The sequence below is a fragment of the Vibrio sp. 1CM24A genome, from assembly GCF_023161725.1.
GTDB lineage: Bacteria > Pseudomonadota > Gammaproteobacteria > Enterobacterales > Vibrionaceae > Vibrio > Vibrio coralliirubri.
In genome coordinates this window covers 101,685-116,977 of record NZ_JALNTS010000007.1, presented here as the reverse complement: position 1 = coordinate 116,977, position 15,293 = coordinate 101,685, and the positions used below count along the sequence as shown (strand labels likewise).

Here is a 15,293-nt window from a genome sequence, read left to right as displayed (position 1 = left end):
TTTATGTATCAAGTTTGATGTAACTGTCTATAAAACAAGCTGAAAGGATTGACCATTCGCATATGCACCATTACACTCATCTTGGCTTAAATAATAATAAAATCATTAATATAAAAATTTCGTTGGCAAGGAAAATAAAATGGACTCAATATCTAAGAGACCTAGAACTAGGCTTTCACCTTTAAAAAGAAAACTTCAATTGATGGAAATCGCTCTTGAGGTATTCTCTCGCCGCGGTATCGGTCGTGGTGGACACGCTGATATTGCAGACATCGCTCAGGTGTCTGTCGCAACTGTATTTAACTACTTCCCAACCCGTGAAGATCTGGTTGATGAAGTACTAAATCACGTTGTACGCCAATTCTCTAACTTCCTTTCAGACAATATCGATCTGGATATTCACGCAAAACAAAACCTACATAATATTGCGACTGAAATGGTGACGTTAGTGGCTCAAGATAGCCATTGGTTAAATGTGTGGTTCGAATGGAGCGCTTCGACTCGTGATGAAGTATGGCCGCTGTTCGTAACAACTAACCGCACTAACCAAATGTTAGTACAAAACATGTTTAGCAAAGCGATTGAACGCGGCGAAGTCTGTGATGATCACGACCCTAAACATCTAGCGAATCTATTCCACGGCATTTGCTACTCGCTATTCATCCAAGCGAAACGTGTAGAAACGCCAGAAGAGCTTTCAAGCTTAACGGATAGCTACTTGAACATGCTGTGCATTTATAAGTAGATTCGAGATTCGAGATTCGAGATTCGAGATTCGAGATTCGAGATTCGAGATTCGAGTAAATAATTTAAGGGTTGGCCTGATGGGTCAACCTTTTTTTGTAGAATGGAATGTCTCTTCGCATCCCGAAGCGCAGCGTACTCGCATCTCGGAGTGAAACGTTACTGCTCTTTTCTTCAGACATAAAAAAGCCGCTAACGAATCAGCGGCTTTTAAAAACATTAGCGAGTGGCTAAGAAAGAATTACTTCTTCTTTTTCACTGCTTTCTTGTTTGGAAGGTCAGTGATTGAACCTTCGAATACTTCCGCAGCTAGACCAACAGACTCGTGTAGAGTTGGGTGAGCGTGGATAGTAAGTGCGATATCTTCTGCATCACAACCCATTTCGATTGCTAGGCCGATTTCGCCAAGAAGTTCACCACCGTTAGTACCAACAACAGCACCACCGATTACGCGATGAGTATCTTTATCGAAGATCATCTTAGTAACGCCATCTGCACAGTCAGAAGCGATTGCACGACCAGAAGCAGCCCAAGGGAAAGTAGCAACTTCGTAGTTGATACCTTCAGCTTTCGCTTCTTTCTCAGTCTTACCTACCCAAGCAACTTCTGGCTCAGTGTACGCAATTGATGGGATTACTTTAGGGTCGAAGTAGTGCTTCTTACCAGAGATAACTTCAGCAGCTACGTGACCTTCATGCACACCTTTGTGAGCAAGCATTGGTTGACCAACAACGTCACCGATCGCGTGGATGTGAGGAACGTTAGTACGCATTTGCTTATCAACATTGATGAAGCCACGCTCATCAACTTCGATACCCGCTTTTTCAGCGTCGATAAGTGCACCGTTTGGAACACGACCGATAGCAACAAGAACAGCATCGTAGCGCTCAGCTTCAGCTGGTGCTTTTTTGCCTTCCATTGAAACGTAGATACCGTCTTCTTTCGCTTCAACAGCAGTCACTTTAGTTTCAAGCATTAGCTTGAACTTGTTCTTAATGCGCTTAGTGAAAACTTTAACGATGTCTTTATCCGCAGCAGGGATAACTTGATCGAACATCTCTACAACTTCAACTTTAGAACCTAGAGAGTGGTAAACCGTACCCATCTCAAGACCGATGATACCGCCGCCCATGATAAGCAGTTTTTCAGGTACTTCGTTTAGTTCTAGTGCATCCGTAGAATCCCAAATACGTGGGTCTTCATGTGGGATGAAAGGAAGTTTGATTGGGCGAGAACCCGCAGCAATGATTGCGTTATCGAAGTTAACAGTTGTTGCTTCGCCTTCGCCTTCAACAAGAATGCTGTTAGGACCAGTGAACTTACCGAAACCGTTAACAACAGTAACGTTACGCATCTTAGCCATACCGCCAAGACCGCCAGTTAGTTGATCAACTACTTTTTCTTTCCAAATACGGATCTTGTTGATGTCCGTTTGTGGCTCGCCGAATACAACGCCGTGCTCTGCCATCGCTTTAGCTTCTTCGATTACTTTAGAAACGTGAAGAAGTGCTTTTGATGGAATACAACCAACGTTTAGACATACACCACCAAGAGTGCTGTAACGTTCAACTAGTACTGTTTCTAGACCTAAATCCGCACAACGGAATGCCGCTGAGTAACCAGCAGGACCTGAACCAAGTACAACAACTTGGGCTTTAATTTCTTTGCTCATTGTGACCTCTTGTAGTCATTATCCCTAACAGGCTGAGTAGATGTTCTTAAAATTATTGGGCTTTCAAACAGGAAACATTTTACAGAGATGTTAACAGTGTGAAAGTAGCTTTAAGTTAGCCTGTGAGCTAGACAACAATTCCCTATCAGATTATGAGAAATGCAGGAAACTGTTCTCTAAAAATAGTCTTTATATAAAGAATTAAGGTGACCCGAAAGTCACCTTAATAATTACTTTCTCAATTACAGTACTAGACGACGAATGTCAGATAGTGCGCTGTTTAGGAAAGTAATGAAGCGTGCACCTTCAGCACCATCGATCACACGGTGGTCGTATGATAGAGACAGTGGAAGCTGTAGACGTGGTTGGAACTCTTTACCATTCCAAACTGGCTTAATTTCAGACTTAGATACACCTAGGATACCTACTTCTGGAGCATTTACGATTGGAGTAAATGCAGTACCGCCAATACCACCAAGGCTAGAGATTGTGAAACAACCGCCTTGCATGTCTGCCGCTGTTAGCTTACCAGAACGTGCTTTCTTAGAAACAGCCATTAGCTCTTCAGATAGCTCGTAAATGCCTTTCTTGTTCACGTCTTTGAAAACAGGAACAACTAGACCGTTTGGTGTATCAACAGCGATACCCACGTTTACGTACTTCTTAAGAATGATGCTTTCGCCATCTTCAGAAAGAGAAGAGTTAAACGCTGGGAATGCTTCTAGCGCTTTAGCAACAGCTTTCATGATGAACACAAGTGGAGTGATCTTCATGCCAGTGTCTTTCTTCGCTTCGATTGCGTTCTGTTCTTTACGGAATGCTTCTAGCTCAGTGATGTCTGCGTTGTCCCACTGTGTAACGTGAGGGATCATTACCCAGTTACGGTGCAGGTTAGCGCCAGAGATCTTCTTAATCTTAGAAAGCTTCTGAACTTCAGTTTCGCCGAACTTGCTGAAGTCAACTTTTGGCCATGGTAGTAGACCAAGAGCAGAACCGTCGCCGCCTTTGCCAGATGCCGCTGCACCAGACTCAAGACGCTTAAGTGCATCTTTAACGTAAGACTGAACGTCTTCTTTAAGGATACGGCTCTTACGACCAGTACCTTTAACCTTAGAAAGGTTAACGCCAAATTCACGAGCTAGACGACGAACTACTGGAGAAGCGTGCGCGTAGTCACCGTTCTCTTGGAAGTCGCCTGCTGCTGCTGGAGCCGCTGCAGGTGCTTCTGCTTTAGGAGCAGCTGCCGCCGCTGGAGCTGCTGCTTGTGCAGGTGCTGCAACAGGAGCAGGAGCTGCGCCTTCAACTACGAACGTCATGATTAGAGAGCCAGTTGACACTTTGTCGCCAGCTGCAATCTTGATCTCTTTTACTGTACCAGCGAATGGTGCTGGAACTTCCATTGAAGCTTTGTCGCCTTCAACAGTAATTAGAGATTGCTCTTCTTCTACTGTATCGCCAACCGCTACCATGATTTCAGTAACTTCTACTTCGTCACCACCGATATCAGGAACGTTTACTTCTTTTTCAGCTGATGCTGCTGGAGCCGCTGCAACTGGTGTCGCCGCTGGAGCAGGAGCTGCTGCAACTGGAGCGCCAGAGCCCGCTACTTCAAATACCATTACTAGAGAACCAGTCGATACTGAATCACCAGAAGCGATCTTGATTTCTTTAACGATACCAGCGAATGGTGCAGGAACTTCCATTGAAGCCTTGTCACCTTCAACAGTAAGAAGAGATTGCTCTTCTTCTACTGCGTCACCGATAGCAACCATGATTTCAGTTACTTCAACTTCATCACCGCCGATGTCAGGAACGTGAACTTCTTTAAGCTCAGCTGCCGCTGCAGGAGCAGCTGCAACTGGTGCCGGCGCTTCAACTGCTGGAGCAGCCGGTGCTGCTGCAGCACCTTCCGCTTCGAAGATCATGATAAGAGAACCAGTAGAAACAGAATCGCCTTCCGCTACTTTGATTTCTTTAACGATACCCGCTTGAGACGCAGGAACTTCCATTGAAGCTTTGTCGCCTTCAACAGTGATCAGTGACTGCTCTTCTTCAACCTTGTCGCCAACGTTTACAAGAATCTCAGTTACTTCAACCTCGTCAGCACCGATGTCTGGTACATTAATTTCGATTGTCATTGTATTTACCTACCTTAATGCCAGTCTTATGCGTATTGCGGGTTAGTTTTTTCAGTGTCGATATCGAATTTAGCAATTGCTTCAACAACTACAGATTTCTCGATGTCACCACGTTTAGCCAGTTCAGTTAGAGCTGCAACTACGATGTAGCCAGCGTTAACTTCGAAGTGACGACGTAGGTTTGCACGGCTGTCAGAACGGCCGAAACCATCTGTACCAAGTACTTTGTAAGACTCAGTTGGCATGTACGCACGTACTTGCTCAGCGTAGTTCTTCATGTAGTCAGTCACTGCGATTGCAGGTTCTTTACCAAGAACAGTCGTGATGTACGGTACTTTCTCTTCAGCTTCTGGGTGAAGCATGTTGTCACGCTCTACCGCTTGGCCGTCACGAGTTAGTTCGTTGAACGACGTTACAGAGAATACGTCAGATGCTACGCCGTACTCTTCGCTTAGAATTTCAGCTGCTTTACGCGCTTCGTTCATGATAGTACCAGAGCTCATTAGTTGAACTTTGCCCTTAGCACCAGCGTGAGATTCAAGCTTGTAGATACCTTTACGGATGCCTTCTTCAGCGCCTTCTGGCATTGCTGGCATTGCGTAGTTCTCGTTCATTACTGTTAGGTAGTAGTAAACGTTCTCTTGCTCAGGACCGTACATGCGACGGATACCGTCTTGCATGATTACCGCTAGCTCGTAAGCAAACGTTGGGTCGTAAGAGATACAGTTCGGGATAGTGTTCGCTTGGATGTGCGAGTGACCATCTTCGTGCTGTAGACCTTCACCGTTCAGTGTTGTACGACCTGCAGTAGCACCTAGTAGGAATCCACGAGCTTGTTGGTCGCCTGCTAACCACGCCATGTCACCAATACGTTGGAAACCGAACATTGAGTAGTAGATGTAGAACGGGATCATCGGTAGATCGTTTGTGCTGTATGAAGTTGCAGCAGCAACCCATGAAGCCATAGAACCTAGTTCGTTGATACCTTCTTGAAGAACTTGACCAGACGTTGCTTCTTTGTAGTAAGAAACGATGCCTTTATCTTCAGGTGTGTATTCTTGACCGTGTGGGTTGTAGATACCAACCTGACGGAATAAACCTTCCATACCGAATGTACGAGCTTCATCACAGATGATAGGAACGATGTTCTTACCAATGTTCTTATCTTTAAGAAGGATGTTTAGCGTACGTACATAAGCCATAGTTGTAGAGATATCACGCTTCTGTTCACCTAGTAGAGGTGCGAATGCGTCTAGCTCAGGAACCTTGAACTCTTGAGTAAACTTAGGAAGACGTGCAGGTGTGTAACCGTGTAGAGCGTTACGACGAGCGTGCATGTATTCGTACTCAGGCGTACCTTCTTCCAGTTTCAGGTAAGGAAGTTCAGCGATCTTCTCATCTGAAAGGATGTCTTCTAGGCCTAGGCGATCACGCAGGTGTTGAACATGAGTCATGTCCATTTTCTTAACACCGTGTGCAATGTTCTTACCTTCAGCTGCATCACCCATGCCGTAACCTTTAACAGTCTTAGCTAGGATTACAGTTGGCTTGCCGTTTGTCTCTTTTGCATTGTTGAATGCAGCAAACAGTTTAGAAGAATCGTGACCACCACGCTTAAGAGCGAAGATTTCGTCATCAGTCATGTCTGCAACTAGTGCAGCTGTTTCTGGGTACTTACCAAAGAAGTGCTCACGTACGTATGCGCCATCTTTAGATTTGAATGTTTGGTAGTCACCATCGATAGTTTCGTTCATTAGTTGAAGAAGCTTACCAGTAGTGTCTTTAGCTAGTAGAGAATCCCAGTTGCTACCCCAGATAACTTTAACAACGTTCCAACCTGCGCCTTTGAATAGGCCTTCAAGTTCTTGGATGATGCTACCGTTACCCATTACAGGGCCGTCTAGACGCTGTAGGTTACAGTTGATTAGGAAACATAGGTTGTCTAGCTTCTCACGCGCAGCGAAAGAAATAGCACCACGTGATTCTGGCTCATCCATCTCACCGTCACCTAGGAACGCGTATACGCGTTGCGCTGAAGTTTCTTTCAGGCCACGGCCGTCAAGGTACTTAAGGAAGCGCGCTTGGTAGATAGCAGAGATAGGGCCAAGACCCATAGATACTGTCGGGAACTGCCAGAACTCAGGCATCAGTTTAGGGTGCGGGTAAGAAGGGATACCTTTACCATCAACTTCTTGACGGAAGTTATCTAGCTGTTCTTCAGTTAGACGACCTTCAACGAATGCACGAGAGTAGATACCTGGAGAGATGTGACCTTGGTAGTAAACTAGATCGCCACCGTCTGTCTCGTTTGGAGCACGGAAGAAGTGGTTGAAACATACTTCGTAGAACGCTGCTGCTGACTGGTAAGAAGCCATGTGACCACCAAGGTCTAGGTCTTTCTTAGAAGCACGCAATACGATCATGATTGCGTTCCAGCGAATAATCGAACGAATACGACGCTCAAGAGTTACGTCACCAGGGTAAGCTGGCTCTTGTGCTGCTGGAATTGTGTTGATGTAGTTTGTGTTGATGCCTGTAGCCATATCAACACCATCTAAACGCGCTTTATCTAGAACTTGTTCTAGTAAAAACTGTGCACGTTCTACACCTTCTTCACGTACTACTGACTCAAGAGCTTCTAACCAATCTTGAGTTTCCAGAGCATCAACGTCATGCTTCATGTCAGACATGGCGATCTATCCTTTTTGTTAGTTGGATTCTACTAAACACGTAAATAGCCGAAGTATTACGGCTATTTACCCTGTTGAATTCGACGTAAAGAACGTTCGCGGCGCGACTCTTCTTTGGTCAAATCCATCAATGTTTCTTCGATGTAAGCTAAATGAGAGTGTGACATTTCACGTGCCTGTTCTGGCTGTCCTGAAACGATCGCATCCACAATGTTAGCTCGATGTATACTCACTTTCTCCACAACGTCTTTACGACGATGCAACAGCTTTAAATTTTCTAAGACGTTTTGTTCGAGTAACGGAGCCAAGCTACGAACAATGTGCAATAACACCACATTGTGCGCTGCCTCTGTTAAAGCAATAAGAAAAGCCATCACCGCTGCAGATTCGGCTTCAATATCACCCTTATCTTGCGCACCGCGAATTTTTTCTTGGCATGCTTGAATTCGAGCAAAGTCTTCATCAGTGCCACGCAATGCCGCGAAGTAAGCCGAAATCCCTTCCATCGCATGACGCGATTCCAACAAGTCTAGCTGGGTTTCAGAATGGGACGACAACAAATTAAGCAAAGGATCTGAAAAGCTTTTCCAGATATTTTCGCTAACAAACGTACCTCCACCTTGACGGCGAGTAAGCAAGCGTTTTGCTTCTAAACGTTGTATCGCTTCTCGGATTGAAGGACGAGACACATCGAACTGTTTCGCCAGTTCGCGCTCAGGCGGCAGCTGCTGCCCTGGAGCCAGTGTTCCTTCCACTATCAACCTTTCTAACTCTTGTTCGATAACATCGGAGAGTTTTGGCTGACGAATCCTTTGATAAGCCATAGTTTGTTGTTCTTCTTTTTCTTCGCTGACAATTGGTAATACCAATTTTAAGTTGGGCAGAAATTAACATAATTAAAACGCCACTGTCCAGCCTAAAATTGACCTGCATCATAGAATACAGCGTGAATTAACCATGATTTAACAAATGAAATTTAAAACAGCAACCAAATTGGTCTTACCATTTACAGGGGTAATACTTTTGGGGAGTGTTCGTGCTAGAAAGTTTCAGGATAAAAATGAATTGTTTCAGAAAGATTAGCGTCACTTGTTTAAAAATCGAACCAAGCGCACATTTAGGGTGGAAATTCTGTTCATAAGTTTTAATAAATGAGTGTTTGATAAGTTCGTCACACTCTCAATTTATTGATGCGCTTCTCTTCACCACTTTCTTTACATCGCAACAACAAAAATTCACAAGTCATTATGATAGGCGTTGACTATTCAACGCCCACCAGCGGTAAGGCCATCGTCAAAAACGGAGGCTTAATGTTTGAGATTTTTTTTAAACTTCTGCCAATCGAAGACCAAGCCGGGGTCAGTTTTACGCAGAGGCGCTATAAATTGATGGCCAGTGATACGTTCGCTGGTGATTTTAGGGAACGTCGATACGATCGTTTCTGTTAGTTGGTTAAGCGCTTGATACTGCTGCTCGGTGTAAGCCACAAAGTCACTGCCTTCCAGTTCAATACCAATCGAATAATCATTACACCTTTCACGTCCTGCAAAGCTCGACTGGCCAGCATGCCAAGCTCGGTCTAAGAAAGAAACGAACTGCACCACTTCCCCATCGCGACGAATCAAACAGTGCGCCGATACGCCCATTAGGTGAATCACCTTAAAAAATGGATGTTCCGACGGGTCGAGTTTGCCCGTAAAAAACTGTTCGATGTAAGGCCCACCAAATTGACCCGGAGGCAAGCTAATGTTGTGAACCACCAGCAGAGAGATATCGTCGGCACTCGGTCGAGCATCAAAATACGGAGAAGGAACATGCCGAGCGTTGTCGTACCATCCGTTGGAGCTGATCGTCATCTTGGTCTCACTTTCTTTTCTGCTAGCACAATAAGATGTGACCTTGCCCATAGAGCAGTCGCGCTAGCCTCTTTAATTTGAAGTTAAGCAAGAGTATCATTCCATTCCCACTCCCTTTCAAGATTAGATTTGCGATGAAAAACACACATAACAGCCACCAACGCCTTGACTACTTAAAAGAGCAACTGCCTCTAGAGATCACTCGTGCAGTCGCTGAGACCATCAAAGAAGATCTAGGTGGAACGCTAGAACCAGCGGCTGATATTACGGCAAGTCTAATCCCTGCAGACGCAATCAACAGTGCAACCATCATTACTCGCGAGCACGGCGTATTCTGCGGTAAAGCTTGGGCTGATGAAGTGTTTAAGCAACTGGGCGGTGAAGTGACTATCGAGTGGAACGTAGAAGATGGCGACAAGGTTGAACCAAACCAAACGCTTTGCACGCTAACGGGCCCAGCACGCGCGCTATTAACCGGTGAGCGTAACGCAATGAACTTTATTCAAACGCTATCTGGTTGTGCGACTACAACGGCTATCTACGCAGACAAAATCAAACACACTGAATGCCGCCTGTTGGATACTCGTAAAACCATCCCTGGCCTACGCAGCGCACTGAAATACGCGGTGGCTTGTGGTGGCGGTTTCAATCACCGTATTGGTGTGTTCGATGCTTACCTAATCAAAGAAAACCACATCATCGCTTGTGGTGGCATTGAGAAGGCTATCTCTACAGCAAAAGAGCTGAACCCAGGTAAGCCAGTTGAAGTGGAAACCGAAAGCCTAGAAGAGCTAGAGCAAGCGATCAGCGCTGGCGCAGACATCATCATGTTAGACAACTTCACTACAGACATGATGCGTGAAGCTGTGAAAATCAACGCTGGACGTGCTGCGCTAGAAAACTCTGGTAACGTAACGCTAGATACGATTGCTGAGTTCGCTGAAACAGGCGTTGATTACATCTCGGTAGGTGCACTAACTAAGCACCTAAAAGCAATGGATCTATCAATGAGATTCAAAGCGTAATTGACTGAATAATAAATAATTTCTATAAAGGCACTGTTGATAACAGTGCCTTTTTTATTGCCTGAATTATCAGTATTTTAAGCAGTTATTTAAGCTGATCGCATAAATTTGCGCGCTATATGAAACACTACACCAATAAATACCAAACCACTCGCGACCACACCTGAACACCATTCCACTACCCCATCTCAACTTCTATTCTTTCCATCAACCAGTGCCTGCACTGAAACAAACTAAAGAATGGAATTAGACAATGAATAACAAGAACAAAAGAACGAACCAGAAAGGCTTTACCTTAATTGAATTGATGATCGTGGTGGCGATTATTGGGGTGTTATCGGCGATTGCTGTACCTGCTTATAAAGACTATGTATCAAAAAGCGAGGCCTCATCCGCACTTGCTACTTTAAAGTCAGTTTTAACTCCAGCAGAACTTCAAATTCAAGAAGATGGTGGATTAACTGACCTAGCGGCTTTAGGTACAGTAATCGGAGCTAATTCATTAGGTAACCTCGCAATAACGAATACAGCAGCATCAAGTGCTGCGATGACATTTACTTTCACTGGTGGATCTCTTAGTAGCGGTGTGATGACAATTACTCGCTCTAATACTGGCTGGGCTTGTGTCCGCAGTGCCAACGCAACACTTATTGGAGTAGATTTAGAGGGCTGTAATTAATTTGCTCTTAACCAACCTCCCAACCGTTCTACGTCAAGCTAATCTACTTAGCCTGACTCAAGAACAAACCGTTGCGGAACATATACATGCTTCAGGTGTATCTACACCTGAAGCTTTGCTCGTTCTAGACATCTTCACAGGCGAGAGTCTCGCACATAACATTCAGGCCATCTTCGGTTTGCCGTTGGTACAACTTGCCAATACGGACTATGAGACCTTATGTGACCAATTAGGACTTCGAGAACTGATTACCAAGTATCGTGCTGTACCGATTTCAGTCTCTAGCTCGACTCTCACACTCGCCTCCGCCGACCCGACCGATTTACAAGCGGAAGATGACTTTCGATTCGCGACAGGGTTGCAGATCGAATTGGTTGTCGCCAACTACTCCGAATTAGAAGGTGCGATACGCAAGCTGTATGGACGCTCTATTTCAGGGCAAGACTCTAAACGCAAAGAGATCACTCAAGACGAACTCGCCAATCTTGTTGAAGTGTCTGACGACGAGATAGCGTCGATTGAAGATCTCAGCCAAGACGATTCCCCTGTCAGCCGATTTATCAATCAGATACTGGTTGATGCGGTGCGTAAGGGCGCATCAGATATCCACTTCGAACCTTATGAAGAGCACTACCGAGTACGACTGCGTTGTGATGGCATCCTTGTTGAAATACAACAACCCGCTTCCCATTTAAGTCGTCGTCTATCTGCTCGTTTAAAGATCCTCGCCAAGCTTGATATCGCTGAACGTCGCTTACCTCAAGATGGTCGTATTAAGTTACGTTTGAACGACGAACTCTCGATTGATATGCGAGTATCAACTCTGCCGACCTTATGGGGTGAAAAGATAGTACTGCGATTGCTTGATAGCAGCGCGGCCAATCTAGATATCGATAAGTTAGGTTACAGCGAAGATCAAAAAGCACTCTACCTCAATGCCTTGAAGCGCCCACAAGGGATGATCTTAATGACAGGGCCAACCGGCAGCGGAAAAACCGTCTCCCTATATACTGGCCTTAGAGTGCTTAACACTACGGAACGCAACATCTCAACTGCTGAAGACCCAGTGGAAATTAACCTGTGTGGTATCAATCAGGTACAAGTGACACCTAAGATCGGCTTTGGGTTTGCGGAAGCGCTGCGATCATTTTTACGACAAGATCCTGATGTGGTGATGGTGGGAGAGATCCGAGACTTGGAAACCGCAGAGATCGCGATCAAAGCATCGCAAACGGGTCACTTGGTCCTTTCAACACTGCACACTAACTCTGCCGCGGAAACCGTCACTCGACTCGCTCATATGGGGATAGAGCCCTTTAACCTCGCTTCATCATTGAGTTTGATTATCGCCCAGCGACTGGCAAGACGATTGTGCAACCACTGCAAAGAAACTGACGATTCACCAGACATCTTTCTGCGTCACTCGATTCCTAACAGCCAAACCATCTACAAAGCGAGTCCTCAAGGTTGCAATGAGTGTAACCAGGGTTATTCGGGGCGAGTGGGCATCTATGAAGTGATGCCGTTTAGCGATCAACTGAAAAGCAGCCTGATCGACAAACCGAACGCGTTAGCCATTGAAAACTTGGCTCGTCGAGAAGGCATGAGAACTCTGCAAGAGTCAGGGTTAGATAAATTGCTTGAAGGCACCACCAGCTATCAAGAGCTGCAACGTGTTCTGTACATATAAACCCATGGAGCACCAATGAGTAGCAAGTCCAAACAATCACAACTAAAAAGCTATCACTGGAAAGGCATTAACAGCTCAGGCAAGAAAGTGTCTGGGCAAACCTTAGCGCTCACTGAATTGGAAGTACGAGAAAAGCTCAAAGAACAGCATATTCAGATTAAGAAAATCAAAAAGAAAAGTATTTCAGCCGTCACTCGTTTAACCCATAGAGTCAAAGCTAAAGACATCACTATTTTAACTCGGCAACTTGCTACCATGCTGGCTACTGGTGTGCCTATCGTACAAGCCATCAAGTTGGTGTCGGACAATCACCGCAAAGCTGAAATGAAATCGATTCTATCGCATATCTGCAAAGGTGTAGAAGCCGGTACGCCAATCTCAAAAGCGATGCGAACCGCAAGCCGTCACTTTGATGAACTGTATACTGATTTGGTCGCCACAGGCGAACTCTCCGGCAACCTTGCACAAGTATTTGAACGCTTGGCGACCTATCGTGAAAAGAGTGAGCAACTAAAATCCAAGGTTATAAAGGCTCTCATCTACCCAGCAATGGTTGTAGCGGTCGCCCTTACCGTTTCCTACTTAATGCTGACCATGGTGATTCCAGAGTTTGAGTCGATGTTTTCTGGCTTTGGCGCCGACCTGCCTTGGTTCACCCAACAAGTACTCTACCTTTCCCATTGGATGCAGGCTTACAGTTTTTATACGGCTGTAGGCATCGGGCTTGTTGTCCTGATTATTTACCAACTGTGTCAGCGCTCCCACTCGATCAGACTGTCTGTTAGTCGGCTAGGATTACGCTTTCCTGTTCTTGGTGGCGTATTAGCCAAAGCCTCTATTGCCAAATTCAGCCGAACCTTATCAACTAGTTTTAGTTCTGGTATTCCGATTTTAATGAGCCTCAAGACCACAGCTAAAACCGCAGGCAATCTGCATTATGAGTCGGCCATCATTGAAGTTCACCGAGAAACGGCTGCTGGCATGCCAATGTATATCGCAATGCGCAATACCAACGCCTTCCCTGAAATGGTATTACAGATGGTGATGATCGGTGAAGAGTCTGGCAACCTTGATGATATGCTCAATAAAGTAGCCTCGATTTACGAGTTTGAAGTCGACAACACCGTCGACAATTTGGGCAAGATTCTAGAGCCACTGATCATCGTATTTTTAGGTACTGTTGTTGGTGGGCTTGTTGTCGCAATGTACTTACCGATCTTTAATCTTATGAGTGTGTTAGGATAGTTAAAAGCAACTAAACACCCATGAGCAGCAATCTCTGCTCACCTTGATTAAGTGGTAAAGGACACTATGGAAGTATTTCACTACTATCCTTGGCTATTCCCCGTATTAGCTTTCATTTTTAGCCTTCTTATCGGCAGCTTCCTCAACGTAGTCATACACCGTTTACCGATTATGATGGAACGCGAATGGCAACAAGAGTGCTCGGAGTATTTCTCTCAATATAAAATTCCAGCGCCAGAGGGAAAGTTTAATCTCAGCATTCCTCGCTCAACCTGCCCGAAATGCAAAATCCAATTAAGAATCATCGACAATATTCCAGTGTTAAGCTGGTTGTTCTTAAAGGGTAAGTGCTATAGCTGTGCTAATCCAATCAGTGCTCGCTACCCTTTGGTCGAGTTGCTTACCGCAATACTTTGCACAATGGTTGCTAGCCACTTTGGTTTCAGCTACTACGCCATTGCTTTGATTTTTTTCACCTTCGCACTGATTACCGCGACCTTTATCGATCTCGATACTATGTTGTTGCCTGATCAAATCACCTTGCCTTTGGTTTGGTCTGGTATCGCTTTAGCACTGTTTAATATCAACCCAGTATCGCTGCAAGATTCTGTGGTTGGCGCAATGGCTGGCTACCTAGCTCTGTGGTCGGTGTATTGGTTGTTCAAACTACTCACAGGTAAAGAAGGCATGGGTTACGGTGACTTCAAACTCCTGGCTGCACTTGGTGCATGGCTTGGTTGGCAGCACCTACCGATGATCATCCTTTTATCTTCGCTGGTTGGCCTTGTGTTTGGTTTGATTCAGCTTCGCCTGAAACAGCAAGGCATCGATAAAGCCTTTCCATTTGGTCCTTACCTTGCAATTGCGGGTTGGGTAAGCTTGATGTGGGGTAACGACATCATGGGTTGGTATTTCACTTCTGTACTAGGAATTTAACCATGGCAATCATTATCGGATTAAGCGGTGGTATCGCCAGTGGCAAAACCACGGTCGCTAACCTGTTCAATGAGCATTTTAATATTGATATTGTTGATGCTGATATCGTGGCACGTGAAGTGGTTGCGCTGGGCAGTGACGGCTTAAAACAGATAACAAAACACTTTGGTGAGTCTATCTTGCTTGACGATGGAACACTCAACCGAAGTAGGCTGCGTGAGCTGATCTTCTCAGATCCTAAAGAGAAGCAGTGGCTCAATGATCTTCTTCATCCCATGATCCGTGACAAAATTGACAGTGACCTGTCTAAAATCACATCCCCGTATGGTTTATTAGTGGCACCATTATTGGTGGAAAACCAAATGCAAGGCATGGCCGATCGCGTATTAATTGTTGATGTGCCAGCAGAAGTGCAAATAGAACGAACGATGAGTCGTGATAATGTTTCTAGGGAACAAGTTGCATCAATTTTAAAATCACAGGCTTCAAGAGAACAACGCTTAGCAGTTGCAGATGACGTGATTAAAAACCATACTAAAAACCAAGAACTTTTGCCTCAAATCACAGATTTACATCAAAAGTATCTGGCAATCAGTGCTGTAGATGGGTCAGAATAGA

General features: G+C 45.1%; 12 protein-coding genes. 7 read left to right on the top strand and 5 right to left on the bottom strand.

The genetic code is table 11. From position 1 onward, the window contains the following. The first annotated feature begins 139 nt into the window (after nt 1-139). Nucleotides 140-745 (top strand): LuxR/HapR/OpaR family quorum-sensing transcriptional regulator, encoded by a 606-nt coding sequence (locus MSG38_RS16425; protein ID WP_019824386.1) that lies wholly within the window; start codon nt 140-142, stop codon nt 743-745. A 240-nt stretch (nt 746-985) separates the two neighbouring features. On the opposite strand, the gene lpdA is transcribed toward MSG38_RS16425, so the two are convergent. The 5 genes from lpdA to ampD form a co-directional block, all read right to left on the bottom strand. Next, on the bottom strand, nt 986-2,416 hold the full coding sequence (gene lpdA / locus MSG38_RS16420) for a dihydrolipoyl dehydrogenase (RefSeq protein WP_017059440.1): 1,431 nt from the start codon (nt 2,414-2,416) through the stop codon (nt 986-988). Between the two features lie 242 nt (nt 2,417-2,658). Next, nucleotides 2,659-4,554: a pyruvate dehydrogenase complex dihydrolipoyllysine-residue acetyltransferase gene (gene aceF, locus MSG38_RS16415; protein WP_248402233.1), complete on the bottom strand. Its 1,896-nt coding sequence runs from the start codon at nt 4,552-4,554 to the stop codon at nt 2,659-2,661. Between the two features lie 26 nt (nt 4,555-4,580). Further along, on the bottom strand, nt 4,581-7,244 hold the full coding sequence (aceE, locus tag MSG38_RS16410) for a pyruvate dehydrogenase (acetyl-transferring), homodimeric type (RefSeq protein WP_017059442.1): 2,664 nt from the start codon (nt 7,242-7,244) through the stop codon (nt 4,581-4,583). Nucleotides 7,245-7,306: 62 nt separating this feature from the next. Further along, nucleotides 7,307-8,068 (bottom strand): pyruvate dehydrogenase complex transcriptional repressor PdhR, encoded by a 762-nt coding sequence (gene pdhR / locus MSG38_RS16405; RefSeq protein ID WP_009847596.1) that lies wholly within the window; start codon nt 8,066-8,068, stop codon nt 7,307-7,309. Between the two features lie 483 nt (nt 8,069-8,551). After that, nucleotides 8,552-9,151 (bottom strand): 1,6-anhydro-N-acetylmuramyl-L-alanine amidase AmpD, encoded by a 600-nt coding sequence (ampD, locus tag MSG38_RS16400; RefSeq protein WP_248402231.1) that lies wholly within the window; start codon nt 9,149-9,151, stop codon nt 8,552-8,554. A gap of 83 nt (nt 9,152-9,234) precedes the next feature. Here ampD and nadC point away from each other — a divergent pair, with 83 nt between their 5' ends. The 6 genes from nadC to coaE all read left to right on the top strand — a co-directional run bounded on the left by nadC (nt 9,235) and on the right by coaE (nt 15,292). After that, on the top strand, nt 9,235-10,125 hold the full coding sequence (gene nadC, locus MSG38_RS16395; RefSeq protein WP_248402230.1) for a carboxylating nicotinate-nucleotide diphosphorylase: 891 nt from the start codon (nt 9,235-9,237) through the stop codon (nt 10,123-10,125). A gap of 253 nt (nt 10,126-10,378) precedes the next feature. Then, nucleotides 10,379-10,804, top strand: coding sequence for a prepilin-type N-terminal cleavage/methylation domain-containing protein (locus MSG38_RS16390; protein WP_059022065.1), 426 nt, complete (start codon nt 10,379-10,381; stop codon nt 10,802-10,804). Nucleotide 10,805: 1 nt separating this feature from the next. Continuing rightward, nucleotides 10,806-12,494, top strand: a complete 1,689-nt coding sequence (pilB, locus tag MSG38_RS16385) for a type IV-A pilus assembly ATPase PilB (protein ID WP_248402229.1) — start codon at nt 10,806-10,808, stop codon at nt 12,492-12,494. A 15-nt stretch (nt 12,495-12,509) separates the two neighbouring features. Continuing rightward, entirely contained in the window at nt 12,510-13,739 is a 1,230-nt protein-coding gene (locus MSG38_RS16380) for a type II secretion system F family protein (protein WP_122082148.1), read from the top strand. A gap of 66 nt (nt 13,740-13,805) precedes the next feature. Next, nucleotides 13,806-14,675 carry an A24 family peptidase gene (locus MSG38_RS16375; RefSeq protein WP_248402228.1) on the top strand — a complete coding sequence of 290 codons (870 nt, stop codon included), beginning with the start codon at nt 13,806-13,808 and terminating at the stop codon, nt 14,673-14,675. A 2-nt stretch (nt 14,676-14,677) separates the two neighbouring features. Then, a complete protein-coding gene (coaE, locus tag MSG38_RS16370) occupies nt 14,678-15,292 on the top strand; it encodes a dephospho-CoA kinase (RefSeq protein ID WP_122082146.1) in 615 nt (204 codons plus the stop codon). Nucleotide 15,293 lies beyond the last annotated feature (1 nt).

Coding starts and splice junctions, on each gene's coding strand:
- aceE (WP_017059442.1), bottom strand. CDS start 7,244: ATGTCTGACATGAAGCATGACGTTGATGCTCTGGAAACTCAAGATTGG.
- MSG38_RS16380 (WP_122082148.1), top strand. CDS start 12,510: ATGAGTAGCAAGTCCAAACAATCACAACTAAAAAGCTATCACTGGAAA.
- pdhR (WP_009847596.1), bottom strand. CDS start 8,068: ATGGCTTATCAAAGGATTCGTCAGCCAAAACTCTCCGATGTTATCGAA.
- coaE (WP_122082146.1), top strand. CDS start 14,678: ATGGCAATCATTATCGGATTAAGCGGTGGTATCGCCAGTGGCAAAACC.
- MSG38_RS16390 (WP_059022065.1), top strand. CDS start 10,379: ATGAATAACAAGAACAAAAGAACGAACCAGAAAGGCTTTACCTTAATT.
- aceF (WP_248402233.1), bottom strand. CDS start 4,554: ATGACAATCGAAATTAATGTACCAGACATCGGTGCTGACGAGGTTGAA.
- MSG38_RS16375 (WP_248402228.1), top strand. CDS start 13,806: ATGGAAGTATTTCACTACTATCCTTGGCTATTCCCCGTATTAGCTTTC.
- ampD (WP_248402231.1), bottom strand. CDS start 9,151: ATGGGCAAGGTCACATCTTATTGTGCTAGCAGAAAAGAAAGTGAGACC.
- nadC (WP_248402230.1), top strand. CDS start 9,235: ATGAAAAACACACATAACAGCCACCAACGCCTTGACTACTTAAAAGAG.
- MSG38_RS16425 (WP_019824386.1), top strand. CDS start 140: ATGGACTCAATATCTAAGAGACCTAGAACTAGGCTTTCACCTTTAAAA.
- lpdA (WP_017059440.1), bottom strand. CDS start 2,416: ATGAGCAAAGAAATTAAAGCCCAAGTTGTTGTACTTGGTTCAGGTCCT.